This is a genomic window from Mycolicibacterium vulneris (assembly GCF_002104765.1).
Classification (GTDB): Bacteria; Actinomycetota; Actinomycetes; order Mycobacteriales; family Mycobacteriaceae; genus Mycobacterium; species Mycobacterium vulneris.
On record NZ_NCXM01000030.1, the window covers coordinates 61,473 to 76,391 of the forward strand.

The 14,919-nt window shown below is 67.5% G+C and carries 16 protein-coding genes; 3 read left to right on the top strand and 13 right to left on the bottom strand.

Annotated features, from left to right (window positions below; all coding sequences use genetic code 11):
* Positions 1 to 17 precede the first annotated feature (17 nt).
* On the bottom strand, positions 18 to 827 hold the full coding sequence (locus B8W69_RS23910; RefSeq protein WP_110882041.1) for a hypothetical protein: 810 nt from the start codon (positions 825 to 827) through the stop codon (positions 18 to 20).
* A gap of 123 nt (positions 828 to 950) precedes the next feature.
* On the bottom strand, positions 951 to 1,568 hold the full coding sequence (locus B8W69_RS23915) for a carbonic anhydrase (protein WP_065027970.1): 618 nt from the start codon (positions 1,566 to 1,568) through the stop codon (positions 951 to 953).
* On the opposite strand from B8W69_RS23915, the gene B8W69_RS23920 reads away from it, so the two are divergent.
* Positions 1,567 to 2,478, top strand: coding sequence for an HhH-GPD family protein (locus B8W69_RS23920; RefSeq protein WP_085292208.1), 912 nt, complete (start codon positions 1,567 to 1,569; stop codon positions 2,476 to 2,478). The genes B8W69_RS23915 and B8W69_RS23920 overlap by 2 nt on opposite strands.
* A gap of 4 nt (positions 2,479 to 2,482) precedes the next feature.
* Here the strand turns inward: B8W69_RS23920 and B8W69_RS23925 are convergent, their stop codons facing one another.
* Positions 2,483 to 3,253: an alpha/beta fold hydrolase gene (locus B8W69_RS23925; protein ID WP_085292209.1), complete on the bottom strand. Its 771-nt coding sequence runs from the start codon at positions 3,251 to 3,253 to the stop codon at positions 2,483 to 2,485.
* A gap of 63 nt (positions 3,254 to 3,316) precedes the next feature.
* Here B8W69_RS23925 and mhuD point away from each other — a divergent pair, with 63 nt between their 5' ends.
* The gene (gene mhuD / locus B8W69_RS23930) at positions 3,317 to 3,637 is read left to right on the top strand and encodes a mycobilin-forming heme oxygenase MhuD (protein WP_007772332.1); all 321 of its coding nucleotides are present in this window, start codon (positions 3,317 to 3,319) and stop codon (positions 3,635 to 3,637) included.
* Positions 3,612 to 4,976 carry a serine hydrolase gene (locus B8W69_RS23935; RefSeq protein ID WP_085292210.1) on the top strand — a complete coding sequence of 455 codons (1,365 nt, stop codon included), beginning with the start codon at positions 3,612 to 3,614 and terminating at the stop codon, positions 4,974 to 4,976. Before mhuD ends, B8W69_RS23935 begins: the two co-directional genes overlap by 26 nt.
* A 3-nt stretch (positions 4,977 to 4,979) precedes the next feature.
* On the opposite strand, the gene B8W69_RS23940 is transcribed toward B8W69_RS23935, so the two are convergent.
* The 10 genes from B8W69_RS23940 to B8W69_RS23985 all read right to left on the bottom strand — a co-directional run bounded on the left by B8W69_RS23940 (position 4,980) and on the right by B8W69_RS23985 (position 14,749).
* Positions 4,980 to 5,528, bottom strand: coding sequence for a histidine phosphatase family protein (locus B8W69_RS23940; RefSeq protein WP_085292211.1), 549 nt, complete (start codon positions 5,526 to 5,528; stop codon positions 4,980 to 4,982).
* Positions 5,525 to 6,316: a CbtA family protein gene (locus B8W69_RS23945; RefSeq protein WP_085292212.1), complete on the bottom strand. Its 792-nt coding sequence runs from the start codon at positions 6,314 to 6,316 to the stop codon at positions 5,525 to 5,527. Before B8W69_RS23945 ends, B8W69_RS23940 begins: the two co-directional genes overlap by 4 nt.
* A 9-nt stretch (positions 6,317 to 6,325) precedes the next feature.
* Positions 6,326 to 6,541 carry a CbtB domain-containing protein gene (locus B8W69_RS23950; RefSeq protein WP_064950519.1) on the bottom strand — a complete coding sequence of 72 codons (216 nt, stop codon included), beginning with the start codon at positions 6,539 to 6,541 and terminating at the stop codon, positions 6,326 to 6,328.
* A gap of 189 nt (positions 6,542 to 6,730) precedes the next feature.
* Positions 6,731 to 9,277: an ATP-dependent protease ATP-binding subunit ClpC gene (gene clpC1, locus B8W69_RS23955; RefSeq protein WP_085292213.1), complete on the bottom strand. Its 2,547-nt coding sequence runs from the start codon at positions 9,275 to 9,277 to the stop codon at positions 6,731 to 6,733.
* Positions 9,278 to 9,610: 333 nt separating this feature from the next.
* A complete protein-coding gene (lsr2, locus tag B8W69_RS23960; RefSeq protein WP_007772320.1) occupies positions 9,611 to 9,949 on the bottom strand; it encodes a histone-like nucleoid-structuring protein Lsr2 in 339 nt (112 codons plus the stop codon).
* Positions 9,950 to 10,078: 129 nt separating this feature from the next.
* The gene (lysS, locus tag B8W69_RS23965) at positions 10,079 to 11,575 is read right to left on the bottom strand and encodes a lysine--tRNA ligase (RefSeq protein WP_085292214.1); all 1,497 of its coding nucleotides are present in this window, start codon (positions 11,573 to 11,575) and stop codon (positions 10,079 to 10,081) included.
* A 78-nt stretch (positions 11,576 to 11,653) separates the two neighbouring features.
* A complete protein-coding gene (locus tag B8W69_RS23970) occupies positions 11,654 to 12,469 on the bottom strand; it encodes a type III pantothenate kinase (RefSeq protein ID WP_085292215.1) in 816 nt (271 codons plus the stop codon).
* A gap of 2 nt (positions 12,470 to 12,471) precedes the next feature.
* Positions 12,472 to 12,903 carry an aspartate 1-decarboxylase gene (gene panD, locus B8W69_RS23975; protein WP_085292216.1) on the bottom strand — a complete coding sequence of 144 codons (432 nt, stop codon included), beginning with the start codon at positions 12,901 to 12,903 and terminating at the stop codon, positions 12,472 to 12,474.
* Entirely contained in the window at positions 12,903 to 13,841 is a 939-nt protein-coding gene (gene panC, locus B8W69_RS23980; protein ID WP_085292217.1) for a pantoate--beta-alanine ligase, read from the bottom strand. Before panC ends, panD begins: the two co-directional genes overlap by 1 nt.
* Positions 13,838 to 14,749, bottom strand: coding sequence for a Rossmann-like and DUF2520 domain-containing protein (locus B8W69_RS23985; RefSeq protein WP_085292218.1), 912 nt, complete (start codon positions 14,747 to 14,749; stop codon positions 13,838 to 13,840). The genes panC and B8W69_RS23985 overlap by 4 nt, the downstream gene beginning before the upstream one ends.
* Positions 14,750 to 14,919: the final 170 nt, after the last annotated feature.

Here is a 14,919-nt window from a genome sequence, read left to right on the forward strand (position 1 = left end):
GCAGCGCGTTCGGAGCCTCAGCCGGCCGGCTGCGGGGGCACCGGCGGTGCCTCCGGCTGGGGCACGGCACCCGGCTGACCCGGCCCGGGCACCGGTCCCGGTGGGGGCGGCGGCTGGTTCATGATGAACGGAACCGGCATCGAGCGCAGATTGCCCAGCTGCACCACGAGGTTGTAGGTGCCCGGCCCGATCGCCGGCCGCGGCAGCGGGCAGTGCGGCGCCGAGCCCATGCCCGTCCAGGTCACCGCGGTGGTCACCTGCTCGCCCGGCGTGAAGGTTTTGATCAGCGTCTCGTTGGACGGGGCGCAGTCCAGGTTCGACCACAGCCTCTTGTTGTCCAGCGAGTAGACGTAGGCCGCCAGCACCGCGGCGCCGACGTCGCGCTTGCAGGCCACCAGGCCGATGTTGGTGACGACCATGGTGAACTTCGGCTGGTCACCGATGAAGTACTGGGGCGCATTGGTCAGACCCTTGACCGCCAGCGTCGAATCGGGGCAGTCGTCGCCCTCCTTCAGCACCGGCGGAGGTTGGACCGCGGCGGTGGGTGTGGGGGTCTCGGGGTTCTGACCCTGCGCCGGCGGTACCGCCGGAGCGGGGCCCTCGGGTCCCGGCGGTGGGGGCGCTTGGGGCGCAGGCGATCCCGGCTTGTTCTGAGCGGCGCTGGCTTTATCGGCATTGGCGGGCTTGGCTCCCGCGTTATGCCCCATGAAGGCGATGACGATGGCGGCCACGATCCCGATCACGACGACCGCGATACCAATGGCCAGGCCTCTGCGCCGCCAATAGATCTCGGTGGGGAGCGGGCCACGCGGTTCCAGATCGAGCACGTTCGCAGCGTAGGCCCAGGTCACATCGATTCGGCTGACCCGCCTCGGCGTGTCGCCAGGTTTGCTGGGCAACCGGCGTGTAGTGGCGGTGCCGAACCCGGCCGCGCGGGTGCCTATTCGGTGCTATTCGCCTATGTCGCCGGCGTGGTCGCACAACTCCGCCCGCCCGTCCGCAAGGTGGTAGGTGACCCCTGCCACCGCGACCGTGCCCGCGGCCACCCGCTCGGCGATAATCGCCGAGCGAGACGTCAGTTGCGCAACGGTTTCGCAGACGTGTCGCTTCTCGAACTCGTCCACGCGGCTCAGGCCCTCGCGCCGGCCCATCAGGATCGATGGGGCCACGCGTTCCACCACATCGCGCACGAAACCGCCCGGTATCGTGCCGTCGTCGATCGCGGCCAGAGCCGCCTTGACGGCGCCGCAGCTGTCGTGACCCAGCACGACGATGAGCGGCACATTGAGGACCGCCACGGCGAACTCGATGGAGCCCAACACCGCCGAATCGATGGCCTGCCCGGCGGTGCGCACCACGAACATGTCGCCCAGGCCCTGATCGAAGATGAGCTCGGCGGCCACCCGGCTGTCGGCGCAGCCGAACACGACCGCGGTGGGGCTCTGACCCGCGGCCAGGCTCGCCCGATGCTCAACACTTTGGCTGGGATGCTGTGGCTTACCGGCGACGAATCGCTCGTTACCCTCTTTGAGTGACTTCCACGCGGTTACCGGACTGGTGTTAGGCATGGCTGACATCATGCCGCATCCGCCGGTTGCGGGCCCAGAATTCATACCGGTCACCAATCTTGTTCACTGGTACGAAAGTTCGCGCCGCGATCTGCCTTGGCGCGAGCCGGGGGTGAGCGCCTGGCAGATCCTGGTCAGCGAATTCATGCTGCAGCAGACGCCGGTATCCCGGGTGCTGCCGATTTGGACGAATTGGGTGCAGCGCTGGCCAACCCCGTCGGCCACGGCCGCGGCAACCGCCGCCGACGTGCTGCGCGCCTGGGGCAAGCTCGGCTATCCGCGCCGGGCCAAGCGGCTACACGAGTGCGCGATCGTGATCGCGCGCGATCATGGCGACGCCGTGCCCGACGACGTCGACACCCTGCTGACGCTGCCCGGTGTGGGTAGCTACACCGCCCGTGCCATCGCCTGCTTCGCGTACGGCCAGTCGGTACCGGTGGTGGACACCAACGTGCGCCGCGTGGTGGCGCGCGTGGTGCACGGTCTGGCCGACGCGGGTGCGCCGTCGGCGACGCGCGACCACGCGGACGTGTCGGCGCTGCTGCCCGCCGACGGAACGGCACCGAAGTTCTCCGTCGCGCTGATGGAACTGGGCGCGACGGTGTGTACGGCGCGCGCGCCACGCTGCGGGCTGTGCCCGCTGGACCGGTGCGCGTGGCGGGACGCCGGCCATCCGCCCGCGCAGGGTCCGGCCCGCCGCGTTCAGACCTACGCCGGAACCGACCGTCAGGTCCGCGGTCGTCTGATGGATGTGTTGCGCGCCAACGACTCTCCGGTAACCCGCGCCGAGCTGGATGTGGCCTGGCTGACCGATACCGCACAGCGCGACCGCGCGCTGTATTCCCTGCTGGCCGACGGCTTGGTGACGCAGACGCGCGACGGCCGGTTCGCGCTGGCCGGCGAGGAGTAGTCCGTCAGGCCGACGGGCGCGGCGCCCCCAGAAACGACTCGACCGCCTCGCGGTACAGCCGGGGCGCCTCGTCGTGAATCAGGTGACCGGCGTCTGGGGCCCGCAAATATGTTGTCGCGGAGCCGGTTTCGTCCATCTCCCGCATCTGTCCTGGCGGGGTCACCGAATTGCCGCCCTCGATGAGCAGCGCGGGGGCGCGCACCCCGTGCCACTGCGCCCAGTAGTCCCGGGTGCCCCACTCGGCGGCGATCTCGATCCAGCGCGCGGTGTGACCGTGCAGCCGCCAACCGGTTTCGGTGCGGTCGAAGGCCTCCAGAAAATACCGGCCGGCGACGGGCCCGAATTCCGCGAAAACCTGTTCGGCGGAATCGAATTCGACCGGGAGGGCATGCAGCCACGGTTCCCAGGGGCCGGTGGTGCGGCCGCGGAAGTCCGGCGCCATGTCCTCGAGCACCAGTGCGGAAACCAGTTCGGGACGCTCGGCCGCCAAACACCACGAGTGCAGGGCGCCCATCGAATGCCCGACCATCCGGGCCGGGACCGCCAGCGAGCCCACCGCGTCGGCCAGATCGGCCACGAACCGTTCGGTGCTGATCGGGTGTGGATCGTCGACGTCGCGGCCCCGGTGCCACGGGGCGTCGTAGGTGTACACGGTGCCCAGCCGGGTCAGCCAGGGCAGCTGCCGTGGCCAGGTGGTCCCCCGTCCCATCAGGCCGTGCACCAGCACCAGCGGCTCACCGTCTCCCCCGTGGCAAGTCAGCAGTTGGCTGGGCATAGCACCATCTTGCGTGCACCGCCCTCGGCTCGAGCACGCGGATAGGCGGGGTAGCCTAGCGGCATGTCGCCAGTGGTGAAGATCAACGCAATCGAAGTACCCGCCGACGCCGGCCCGGAGCTGGAGAAGCGGTTCGCCCACCGGGCGCACGCCGTCGACAACCAGCCCGGCTTCCTAGGCTTTCAGCTGCTCCGCCCGATCAAGGGCGAGAACCGCTACTTCGTGGTGACCCAGTGGGAGTCCGAAGAGGCATTCCAGGCGTGGGCGCAGGGGCCTGCGATCGAGGCGCACTCCGGTGAGCGGGCGAAGCCGGTGGCGACCGGGGCTTCGCTGCTGGAATTCGAGGTTGTGATGGACGTTGCCGGCAACAAGCAGGCTGGCTAGCGGGCTGTCGGCCTGGCGCCGCGCATTGACGCTGAGCGCGGCCGCCGCACTGGTAGTGACATCGGCGCCCGGGTGCGCCCCCAACCCCTCCCCGCAGGCGAACGCGGAGAATCCGGGACGGCAGATCGACACCCGGACCCCGCCCGGGATCCGGGCGCAGCAGACGCTGGACATGCTCAACTCGGACTGGCCCATCGGCCCGGTTGGGGTCGGCACCCTGGCCGCACCCGACAAGGTCGAGTCGGTGCAAACCACCATGGAGGCGCTGTGGTGGGACCGTCCGTTCACGCTCAACGGCGTCGACCTCGGCGCGAGCGTGGCGACCCTGCACCTGACCTCGTCCTACGGTGCCCGGCAAGACATTCGGATTCACACCGACGACGGCGGCTCGGTGGATCGATTCGATCTCGACACCCAGGCGCCCACGATCAACTCGTGGCACGACATCGACGCGGTGTTGGGCAAGACCGGTGCGCGCTACTCGTATCAGGTCGCCAAGGTCGACGACGGGCACTGCGCCCCGGTTGCGGGCACCAACACGCACGAACCTTTGCCGCTGGCATCCATTTTCAAGCTGTACGTGTTGCATGCGCTGGCGGGCGCGATCACCAACGGGACCGTGTCCTGGGATGACCAGCTGACCGTCACCGACAAGAGCCGGGCCGTCGGCTCGTCGGGATTGGCTTTGCCTACCGGAGCGCACGTTTCGGTACGCACCGCCGCCGAGAAGATGATCGCCACTAGTGACAACATGGCGACCGATCTGTTGATCGGGAGGATGGGCACGCACGCCATCGAGCAAGCGCTGGCCACCGCCGGTCATCACGACCCGGCCAGCATGACCCCGTTCCCCACCATGTACGAGTTGTTCTCGGTCGGATGGGGCAGGCCCGACCTGCGCGACCAATGGGAACACGGATCGCCGCAAGTCCGCGAGCAGCTGCTGGAGCAGGCGAATTCGACGCCCTATGACCCGGATCCGATGCGGGCGCACTCGCCGGCATCATCCTACGGCGCGGAGTGGTACGGCAACGCCGAGGACATCTGCCGCGTCCACGCCGCGCTGCAGGCCGACGCGGTCGGCAAGGCCGCACCGGTGCGCGAGATCCTCTCGGCGGTCGCGGGCATCCAGCTGGACCGCAGCGTGTGGCCGTATATCGGCGCGAAAGCCGGTGGCCTGCCGGGTGATCTGACGTTCAGCTGGTATGCCGTCGACAAGACGCGGCAGCCGTGGGTGGTCAGCTTTCAGCTGAACTGGCCGCGCGATCACGGGCCGACGGTGACCGGCTGGATGCTGAAGATCGCCAAGCAGGCCTTCGCGCTGATCGCCCCGCGCTGAGGCTCACAACCGCAGCGTCCAACGTCCGCCCCGGAAGTGCAGGACGACCCGGGTGACCGGCTCGACGTCGACCCGCCAAAACGACGCCGGGGCGATGTCCAGCGCCGCCACGATCGCCGCGCGGATCAGCGCCGGGTGCGTCACCGCCACCGTGCGTAATGGCTTGGCGGTCAACGACTCCAGCCACTGCGAAGCCCGTGAGATCAGGTCGGCGATCGACTCACCACCATGTGGCGCGGCACCCGGTTGAGCCAGCCACGCCTCGAGTTCGCCGGGCGGCAGGGCGGCAAGCACCTCGCCGCGCCACCGTCCGCAGTCGAGGTCGGCCAACCGCGGCTCGCTTTCGGCTTGCAGGCCAAGCAGTTTCGCGGTCTGTCGGGTGCGTTGCTCGGGTCCGCAGAGCCAGCGCTGTGCGGAACAGGCGGCGCCGCCCATCGCCTCAACCTGGCGGCGGCCGATCGCGTTCAGCGGTTCGTCGGCGGGAAAACGCCCCTCCGCCATGGCATCCGTCATGCCATGCGAGAGCAGGGTCAGACGCGCGACCTCGGTCACGCCGCGATGCTCGACGCCTGCCCGGCCGGCGCCTGCACCGAAAGGATCCGCCCGCTGATCGTCGCGAACGCCAGGCCGATGCCCGTCCACAGCACCAGCTGGGTGGCCAGGGACAACAACCTGAATTCGTAGAGGACGTCGGCGGGAAAGCCCGGATAGATGATCGTCCCCGCGGCATCGCGCAGCGGTTCGGGAGTCTCGTCCACGCCCGGCAGCAGCACCGCCACCACGACGATCGTGACCAGATACGCACCCGCCGCGAGCAGCCTCGCGTTCCAGGCGCCGAAACGCGCGGCGAGGCGCCGCGCCAGCCATACCGCTCCGATGGCCAGTACTACCGACACCAGCACCATCGCCAGGTACCAGCCGGTGCGCGCCCCGATCGTGTCGGACTGTCCGACCGCCGGCGGGTTCGGCGGATACTTCACAAACGGGACCAGGTACACCGCCCCGAAGGCCCCGGCCGCCAGCAGCAGCGAAAGCGCTTGCGGTTGAACAGTTTCTGTCCGCGCATAGACGACGCTGAACAGCACGGCGAACAGCGCGCCCATGGCGAGTCCGAAGATCAGCACACCGAATCCCAGCCCGGGGCCGGACTGCACGCCGCGGGTGAACAACTCGGCGCCGTGCTCGTGCACGCCATGCGCGTTCTCGGCGTCGGTGCGGCCGTCTTCAAAAGCGATTGCGCGGCCGATGACGGGCTCGGCACACAGGCGGGCGAAGACGAACGCCAAAACCGCGCCGATGGCGCCCGCCAGAAGACCGCCCCCGATCAGGCGTTTCTCCACGAGACCGGGTCAGTGGCAGGGGAAGCCGAGGAGGTGCCGGGCGTCGTGCACGAACTCGTGGACGTGCGAGTCGCTGCCGAACAGCGATACGGCCCCCTGGTCGACGCCGACGAAGTACAGCGCCAGCAACGCGAGGAAGACGGTCGCGGCGAACCATAGCGCGGTGCGTGCCGCGGACAGGTCGACGGATCGGGTGCGGCCGCCGGTTAGCTGCGGGTGGGACACAATCGACTCCTTCTGGGGATAACGCGTCCCCGCTGGGTATGACGAGTACCGGGTCTGACTTTTGACAGTGGCGCGACCGCTCTGGACTTTCACCAGATTCCGTTACACGTCGATGACAACGGTCAGTTTAGGGGGCAGCGAAAACGGGCGGTAGTCCGAGATCGACTACCGCCCGTTTTCTGTTGGTCGCTACTGCGCGTCCGGCCCCGGGTCGCCGGCGCTGTGCGCTCCGGCTTTCGCCAGGTCCGGCTCGACCGGCGGCTTGCGGGTTCCGGTGAAGGTGAACTTTGCGTCCTCACCGGCGCTTTCGCCGTCCCAGTTGTCGACGTCGACCGTGACGACCTGGCCGGGACCGACCTCCTCGAAGAGGATCTTCTCGGAGAGCTGGTCCTCGATCTCGCGCTGGATGGTGCGCCGCAACGGACGTGCACCCAGCACCGGGTCGAAGCCACGCTTGGCCAGCAGGGACTTGGCCTTATCGGTCAATTCCATCGCCATGTCCTTGGCCTTGAGCTGCTTGCCGACGCGCTCGATCATCAGGTCGACCATCCGGATGATCTCGTCCTTGGTCAGCTGGTGGAAGACGATGATGTCGTCGATGCGGTTGAGGAACTCCGGGCGGAAGTGCTTCTTCAGCTCGTCGTTGACTTTCTGCTTCATCCGCTCGTAGTTGTTTTCACCGCCACCCTGGGTGAAGCCCAGGCCGACCGGCTTGGAGATGTCGGACGTGCCGAGGTTCGAGGTGAAGATCAGCACGGTGTTCTTGAAGTCGACCGTGCGGCCCTGACCGTCGGTGAGCCGGCCGTCCTCGAGGACCTGCAACAGGCTGTTGTAGATCTCCTGGTGGGCCTTCTCGATCTCGTCGAACAACACCACCGAGAACGGCTTGCGCCGCACCTTCTCGGTGAGCTGGCCGCCCTCCTCGTAGCCGACGTATCCCGGCGGGGCACCGAACAACCGCGACGCGGTGAACCGGTCGTGGAACTCACCCATGTCGATCTGGATGAGCGCGTCGTCGTCGCCGAACAGGAAGTTGGCCAGCGCCTTGGACAGCTCGGTCTTACCGACACCGGACGGCCCGGCGAAGATGAACGAACCCGACGGGCGCTTGGGGTCTTTCAGCCCGGCCCGGGTGCGGCGGATCGCCTTGGAGACGGCCTTGACGGCGTCCTCCTGGCCGATGATCCGCTTGTGCAGCTCGTCTTCCATGCGCAGCAGCCGGGTGGTCTCGGCCTCGGTCAGCTTGAACACCGGGATGCCGGTCCAGTTGCCCAGCACCTCGGCGATCTCGTTGTCGTCGACCTCTGCAACCACGTCGAGATCGCCTGAGCGCCACTGCTTTTCGCGCTCGGCGCGCTGGCCGACGAGTTGCTTCTCGCGGTCGCGCAGGCTGGCCGCCTTCTCGAAGTCCTGGGCGTCGATCGCCGATTCCTTCTCCCGGCGCGCCTCGGCGATCTTCTCGTCGAACTCGCGCAGGTCTGGCGGCGCGGTCATGCGCCGGATGCGCATCCGGGCGCCCGCCTCGTCGATCAGGTCGATCGCCTTGTCGGGCAGGAACCGGTCGTTGATGTAGCGGTCGGCCAGGGTGGCCGCGGCCACCATCGCGCCGTCGGTGATGGACACCCGGTGGTGCGCCTCGTACCGGTCGCGCAGACCCTTGAGGATCTCGATGGTGTGCTCCACCGTCGGCTCGCCGACCTGCACCGGCTGGAAGCGGCGCTCCAGCGCGGCGTCCTTCTCGATGTACTTGCGGTACTCGTCGAGCGTGGTGGCGCCGATGGTCTGCAGCTCACCGCGGGCCAGCTTGGGCTTCAGGATGCTCGCGGCGTCGATCGCGCCCTCGGCCGCGCCCGCACCCACCAGGGTGTGCAGCTCGTCGATGAACAGGATGATGTCGCCGCGGGTGTTGATCTCCTTGAGCACCTTCTTCAGGCGCTCCTCGAAGTCACCGCGGTAGCGGCTACCCGCCACCAGCGAACCCAGGTCCAGCGTGTAGAGCTGCTTGTCCTTCAGCGTTTCGGGAACCTGGCCGTGCACGATCGCCTGCGCCAGGCCCTCGACCACGGCGGTCTTACCGACGCCGGGCTCGCCGATCAGCACCGGGTTGTTCTTGGTGCGCCGGCTCAGCACCTGCATCACCCGCTCGATTTCCTTCTCGCGGCCGATGACCGGGTCGAGCTTGCCTTCCATAGCGGCCGCCGTCAGGTTGCGGCCGAACTGGTCGAGCACCAGCGAGGTGGACGGGCTGCCGGATTCGCCGCCACGGCCACCGGTGCCGGCCTCCGCGGCCTCCTTGCCCTGGTAGCCGCTCAGCAACTGGATCACCTGCTGGCGCACCCGGGTCAGCTCGGCGCCCAGCTTCACCAGCACCTGCGCGGCGACCCCCTCACCCTCGCGGATGAGACCCAGCAAAATGTGCTCGGTGCCGATGTAGTTGTGGCCGAGCTGCAGCGCCTCGCGCAGGCTCAGCTCGAGAACCTTCTTGGCGCGGGGCGTGAACGGAATGTGTCCCGACGGGGCCTGCTGGCCCTGGCCGATGATCTCCTCGACCTGGCTACGAACGCCCTCGAGCGAGATGCCCAGCGACTCCAGCGACTTCGCCGCGACGCCTTCACCCTCGTGAATCAAACCCAGCAGGATGTGCTCGGTGCCGATGTAGTTGTGGTTGAGCATCCGAGCCTCTTCTTGCGCCAGGACGACGACCCTGCGGGCACGGTCGGTAAATCTTTCAAACATCGGGTTACCTGCTCTCCCTCACATCGGTACAAACCTGTTGGCGGCCCCGCTAGAAACCAAGCCGGTCCCCTGTGGCCGGAATCGCGTACCTGTCTCCACTGTAGTGGTCGGCTTGCCAGCGGGTCTAACCTTGCCGTGCGTTCTTCGCTACGGACCCGCTCGGTGTTTCCGGGGCCAATCTCACCTGCGACTGCCAGCGGCGTTGCGCGCCGTAACTGAAGAACGTCGCGGACTTCCATTTCGTTTCCGCGAGCCGCCAGACGATTGTTTCGCGTCCAGCGAAACAACAAACCGGCGCCCGGGCCTGGAGCCCGGACGCCGGTTTGAGGACTGTTAGGTGGCCGCGTGGAATGCGTCGATCACGTCGGCCGGGATGCGGCCCCGCGTCGACACGTTGTGCCCGTTACGGCGGGCCCATTCGCGAATGGCCGCGCTCTGCTCACGGTCGATCGCGCCACGGCCGCGGCCCGTGCCGGAACGCCCGCGGCGACGGCCGCCGACGCGGCGACCGGCTTCCACCCATTGCTTCAGATCTCCGCGCAGTTTCGCGGCATTCTTGGACGAAAGATCAATCTCGTAGGTCACCCCGTCAAGCCCGAATTCCACCGTTTCGTCGGCCGCGCCGGCACCGTCGAAATCATCGACCAAGGTGACGGTCACTTTTTTTGCCATTGGCTTACCCTCGCATTTCGTCCCTGAGCGGTTACTGTGCAGATTGGATCGGGCCTCCCCGTCACCAATCTGCCATAACAGCGAAGCATACTCAATCTGTACGGAAGCCGCACAGCTGAAATCTTTCAACTACGACTGCGGCCTAACAATCGGGAACAAAACTGTCTCTCGAATTGACAGGCCAGTCAATGTCATCAACAACCTGTCGATACCCATTCCCGTTCCGGTACTTGGCGGCATCGCATACTCGAGTGCGGCAAGGAAATCTTCGTCGAGCACCATAGCTTCGTCGTCGCCCGCGGCGGCGGCACGCGCTTGCGCGGCGAACCTCTCGCGCTGTACCACGGGATCATTCAATTCCGAATACCCGGTGGCGAGTTCGACACCACGCACATACAGGTCCCACTTCTCGGTGACACCCGCGATACTGCGGTGCTGACGCGTCAAAGGCGTTGTCTCGACCGGGAAATCCCTTACGAACGTCGGAGCGACGAGTGCGTTGCCAACCGTGTGTTCCCACAGTTCCTCGACGATTTTTCCGTGTCCGTAGCCCCGGTCGGTGGGAATCTCGACGCCGAGTCGATCGGCGATTGCGAGCAGTTGTTCGACTGACGTCTCAGGCGTGATCTCTTCACCGAGTGCCGCCGACAGTGACGGGTACATTTGTATCGAAGCCCATTCCCCGTCTATGTCGTAGACACTGCCGTCCGGCAGCGGTAGTTGTCGGGTTCCGATCGCCTCGTCGGCCACCTCTTGAATAAGCTCGCGCGTCACTACTGCCGAATCGTCATAGGTTCCGTACGCCTGGTACGTCTCCAGCATGGAAAATTCCGGAGAATGGGTGGAATCCGCACCTTCGTTTCGGAACACACGATTTAGTTCGAAAACCCGGTCGAAACCGCCGACGACGCACCGCTTGAGGAACAGTTCTGGTGCGATCCTCAAGTAGAGATCGATGTCGAGTGCATTGGAATGTGTGATGAACGGCCGCGCGGCAGCGCCACCGGCCAGCGTCTGCAACATTGGGGTTTCGACTTCGAGAAACCCGCGCCGTTCCAATGCGTTGCGGATGGCGCGAATGACGGCGATCCGCTGCCGCGCCACGGTGCGAGCCTGCGGGCGCACGATCAGGTCGACGTAGCGCTGCCGCACCCGCGCCTCTTCGCTCATGTCCTTGTGCGCGACGGGCAGCGGCCGCAGCGACTTGGACGCCATCTGCCAGGAGTCGGCCAGCACGGACAATTCGCCGCGCCGTGAGCTGATCACGTTGCCGTGCACGTAGACGATGTCGCCGAGGTCGACGTCGGCCTTCCACGCGTCGAGGGATTGCTGGCCGACCTTGTCGAGGCTGATCATCACCTGCAGGCTGGTGCCGTCGCCCTCCTGCAGCGTGGCGAAGCAGAGTTTGCCGGAGTTGCGGGCAAAGATCACCCGGCCGGCGACGCCGACGAGGTCATCGGTCGCGGTGTCGACCGGCAAATCGGGATGGGCGGCACGGACCTGGGCCAGCGTGTGGGTGCGTTCGACGTCGACCGGGTACGGGTCGTGCCCCTCGGCGAGCAGCCGAGCGCGCTTATCGCGGCGTATTCGGTACTGCTCGGGAATATCCAGATCGTCGGCACTCACGACGTGCCAGCTTAAAGGACCGGGCTTTGAGGCCGCGCCGACGGCTTTGCCTGCGCGCTGCGGCACGAAGCCGGTGTGTCAGCGCGCCGTCTTCAGCCGGCCGCGCTGGGCGTCGCGGTTGCGTTCGAAGATCAGCCGCAGCCCGTGCAGGGTCAGGTGCTGGTCGTAATGGCCGACGGTCTGCAGCTCGGGCAGCAGCAGCGGCGCGGTGTGGCCGGTGGCGACGATCGCGACGTCGTCGCCGGCAAAGCCGTCCACGTCCTCGCGGATGCGCGCGACCAAGCCGTCGACCAGCCCGGCGAAACCGAACACCGCGCCCGCCTGCATGCACTCGACGGTGTTCTTGCCGACCACCGAACGGGGGCGGGTCAGCTCCACCCGGCGCAGTGCGGCCGAGCGGGCCGCGGCGGCGTCGGAGGACACCTGCAATCCGGGTGCGATCGCACCGCCGAGGAATTCGCCCTTGGCCGACACAACGTCCACGCAGATCGAGGATCCGAAGTCGATGACGATGGCGGGGCTGTTGAACCGATGGAAGGCCGCCAGGCAGTTGACGATTCGGTCGGCGCCCACTTCCTTGGGGTTGTCGACGAGCAGCGGGATGCCGGTGCGCACCCCGGGCTCGATCAGCACGTGGGGCACCGACGGCCAGTACTGGTCGAGCATCAGCCGCACCTCGTGCAGCACCGAGGGGACGGTGGACAGCGCCGCGGCCCCGGTGAGCCGTTCGGAGTCGTCGCCGATGAGGCCGTCGATGGTCAGCGCCAGTTCGTCGGCGGTGATCTCCGCTTCGGTGCGAATCCGCCATTGCTGCACGACGTTTGCGTGCTCCTTGGATCCCGATATCAGCCCGACGACGGTGTGGGTGTTACGGACGTCGATCGCGAGCAGCACGGCTACCGCGCAACGATCCGGGGATCCAGGAGTTCGGCCACCCCGGGTATGTCCAAGGCGGGCACGAATGCCGGATCGTGGCCGAGGTCGATCGGCTTGTTGTCGGCGTCGACGAAGACGATCCGCGGCTGGTACGTCCGGGCCTCCGCCTCTTCCATGGTGCCGTAGGCGATCAGGATCACCAGGTCGCCCGGGTGGACGAGATGTGCTGCCGCACCGTTGATTCCGATCACACCGCTGCCGCGCTCGCCGGTGATCGCGTAGGTGACCAGCCGGGCACCGTTGTCGATGTCGACGATGGTGACCTGTTCGCCCTCGAGCAGGTCGGCTGCGTCCATCAGATCGGCGTCGATGGTCACCGAGCCGACGTAGTGCAGGTCGGCCTGTGTGACGGTGGCGCGGTGGATCTTCGACCTTAGCATCGTCCGTAACATCAATTCCTCCAAGGTGATTGGGCGTATTCGTGATGTCCGTCCGGCCCAGCGGTGCCGGCGGGTGTTTCGATCTGCATTTCGATGTTGTCCAGCAGCCTGGTGGTGCCCAGCCGGGCCGCAACCAGCAGCCGGGCCGAACCGTGCGCGGGCGCCGGGCCGAGCCCGGCGTCGCGCAACTCGAGGTAGTCGACGGTGAGGTCGGGCACGGCGTCGAGCACCGCGCGCGCCGCGGCCAGCGCGGCCGTGCCGCCGTGGTGCGCGGCGTGCGCGCCGGCCGTCAGAGCGGCCGAAAGTGTCACGGCCAGTTCGCGTTGCGTGGGGTCCAGGTAGCGGTTGCGCGACGACATCGCCAGGCCGTCGGATTCCCGGACCGTCGGCACCCCGATCACCTGCGCGTCGATGTTCAGGTCGGCGACCATCTGGCGGACGATCACCAGCTGCTGATAGTCCTTCTCGCCGAAGAAGATCCGGTCCGGTCGCACGATCTGGAGCAGCTTGCACACGACGGTGAGCATCCCGGCGAAGTGGGTCGGCCGGACGGCGCCCTCCAGCTCGGCGGCCAGTGGCCCCGGCTGCACGGTGGTGCGCAGACCGTCGGGATACATCGCGGCGGCCGTTGGGGTGAAGACGATCTCGACACCCTCGGAGCGCAGCAGGGCGATGTCGTCATCCAGGGTCCGCGGGTAGGCGTCGAGGTCCTCACCGGCGCCGAACTGCAGCGGGTTGACGAAGATCGACACCACCACCACCGCGCCGGGCACTCGCTTGGCCGCGCGCACCAACGCCAGGTGCCCGTCGTGCAGCGCGCCCATGGTGGGCACCAACATCACCCGTCGCCCGGTGTAACGCAGGGCGCGGCTGACGTCGGCGACATCGCGCGGGGCGGAGTAGACGTTGAGGTCGCCCGCCGTGAAGGCCGGAGGCTTGCCGGGTCTCATTGCGCCAGAACCTCCACGACGTCCTGGGGGGCGTGCGCGCGCTGGGCGGTCCGCAGGGCGTTCACCCGGTACGCCTGCGCCAGCTCCGGGCCGACCTGACCCAGCGCGGCCAGGTGCCCCGCGACCGCGGCCGCATCGCCACGGGCGACCGGACCGGTCAGCGCGGCCTGCCCGCGCTGCAGGGTGTTCTCCAGCGCGGCCCTGGCCAGCGGTCCGATGATCCGTTCGGCGATGCCGCCCGGCTGGTCGTCGACGGATTGTTGGCCGAGCAGTTCGCTGCCGCGCAGCGCGGCACGCAACGCGTCGAGCGCGTCGGCCAGCACGGTCACGATGTGGTTGCCGGCGTGGGCCAGCGCGGCGTGGTACAGCACGCGGGCGTCCTCTGCGACGCAGAACGGTTCGCCGCCCATCTCCAAGACCAGCGATTGCCCGATCGCGTAGCCGATTTCGTCGGCGGCGGTGACGCCGAAGCAGGAATCCGACAGCCGGCTGATGTCCTCGTCGGACCCGGTGAACGTCATCGCCGGGTGGATCGCCAGCGGGATGCAGCCGTCCTGGGCCAGCGGCTCGAGAATGCCGATCCCGTTGGCGCCGGACGTGTGGACCACAATGGTCCCGGGCCGCACCGCCGACGTCGCGGCCAGCCCGGACACCAGGCCGGCAAGTTCGCTGTCGGGGACGGCGAGGAGCAGCAGCTCGGCACCGGCCGCCACGTCCGGTGGCGTCGCCACCGGCGTATCGGGCAGCCGGCGTTGCGCGCGCTGCCGCGACGCATGGGAGATGGCGCTACACGCCACTACGACATGGTCCGCGCGCTCCAGCGCTACACCGAGGGCGGTGCCGACCCGGCCGGCCGAGATGATTCCCACCTTGAGCCGAGCGGGGCGCATACCGTCGAACTGCACCATCGCAGACGACCTCACAGATATCTTGTTTCGTTCCGGTCCCACCTGGTGGGTACCGTTCGGTCACTAAGACTGTAGTCGATTACCAGGCATTACCCAATGTGAGGAAGCTCCCAGCTCAGCCTTCGCGGCGACGTCGCCGCGAAGGCTGAGCTGGGAGCTTCCTCACATTG

What these genes read in the sequence shown, in the direction of transcription:
- B8W69_RS23920 (WP_085292208.1), top strand. Translation starts at nt 1,567, where the DNA reads ATGGCTGACATCATGCCGCATCCGCCGGTTGCGGGCCCAGAATTCATA.
- B8W69_RS23915 (WP_065027970.1), bottom strand. Translation starts at nt 1,568, where the DNA reads ATGCCTAACACCAGTCCGGTAACCGCGTGGAAGTCACTCAAAGAGGGT.
- B8W69_RS23925 (WP_085292209.1), bottom strand. Translation starts at nt 3,253, where the DNA reads ATGCCCAGCCAACTGCTGACTTGCCACGGGGGAGACGGTGAGCCGCTG.
- mhuD (WP_007772332.1), top strand. Translation starts at nt 3,317, where the DNA reads ATGTCGCCAGTGGTGAAGATCAACGCAATCGAAGTACCCGCCGACGCC.
- clpC1 (WP_085292213.1), bottom strand. Translation starts at nt 9,277, where the DNA reads ATGTTTGAAAGATTTACCGACCGTGCCCGCAGGGTCGTCGTCCTGGCG.
- lsr2 (WP_007772320.1), bottom strand. Translation starts at nt 9,949, where the DNA reads ATGGCAAAAAAAGTGACCGTCACCTTGGTCGATGATTTCGACGGTGCC.
- panD (WP_085292216.1), bottom strand. Translation starts at nt 12,903, where the DNA reads ATGTTACGGACGATGCTAAGGTCGAAGATCCACCGCGCCACCGTCACA.
- panC (WP_085292217.1), bottom strand. Translation starts at nt 13,841, where the DNA reads ATGAGACCCGGCAAGCCTCCGGCCTTCACGGCGGGCGACCTCAACGTC.
- B8W69_RS23985 (WP_085292218.1), bottom strand. Translation starts at nt 14,749, where the DNA reads ATGGTGCAGTTCGACGGTATGCGCCCCGCTCGGCTCAAGGTGGGAATC.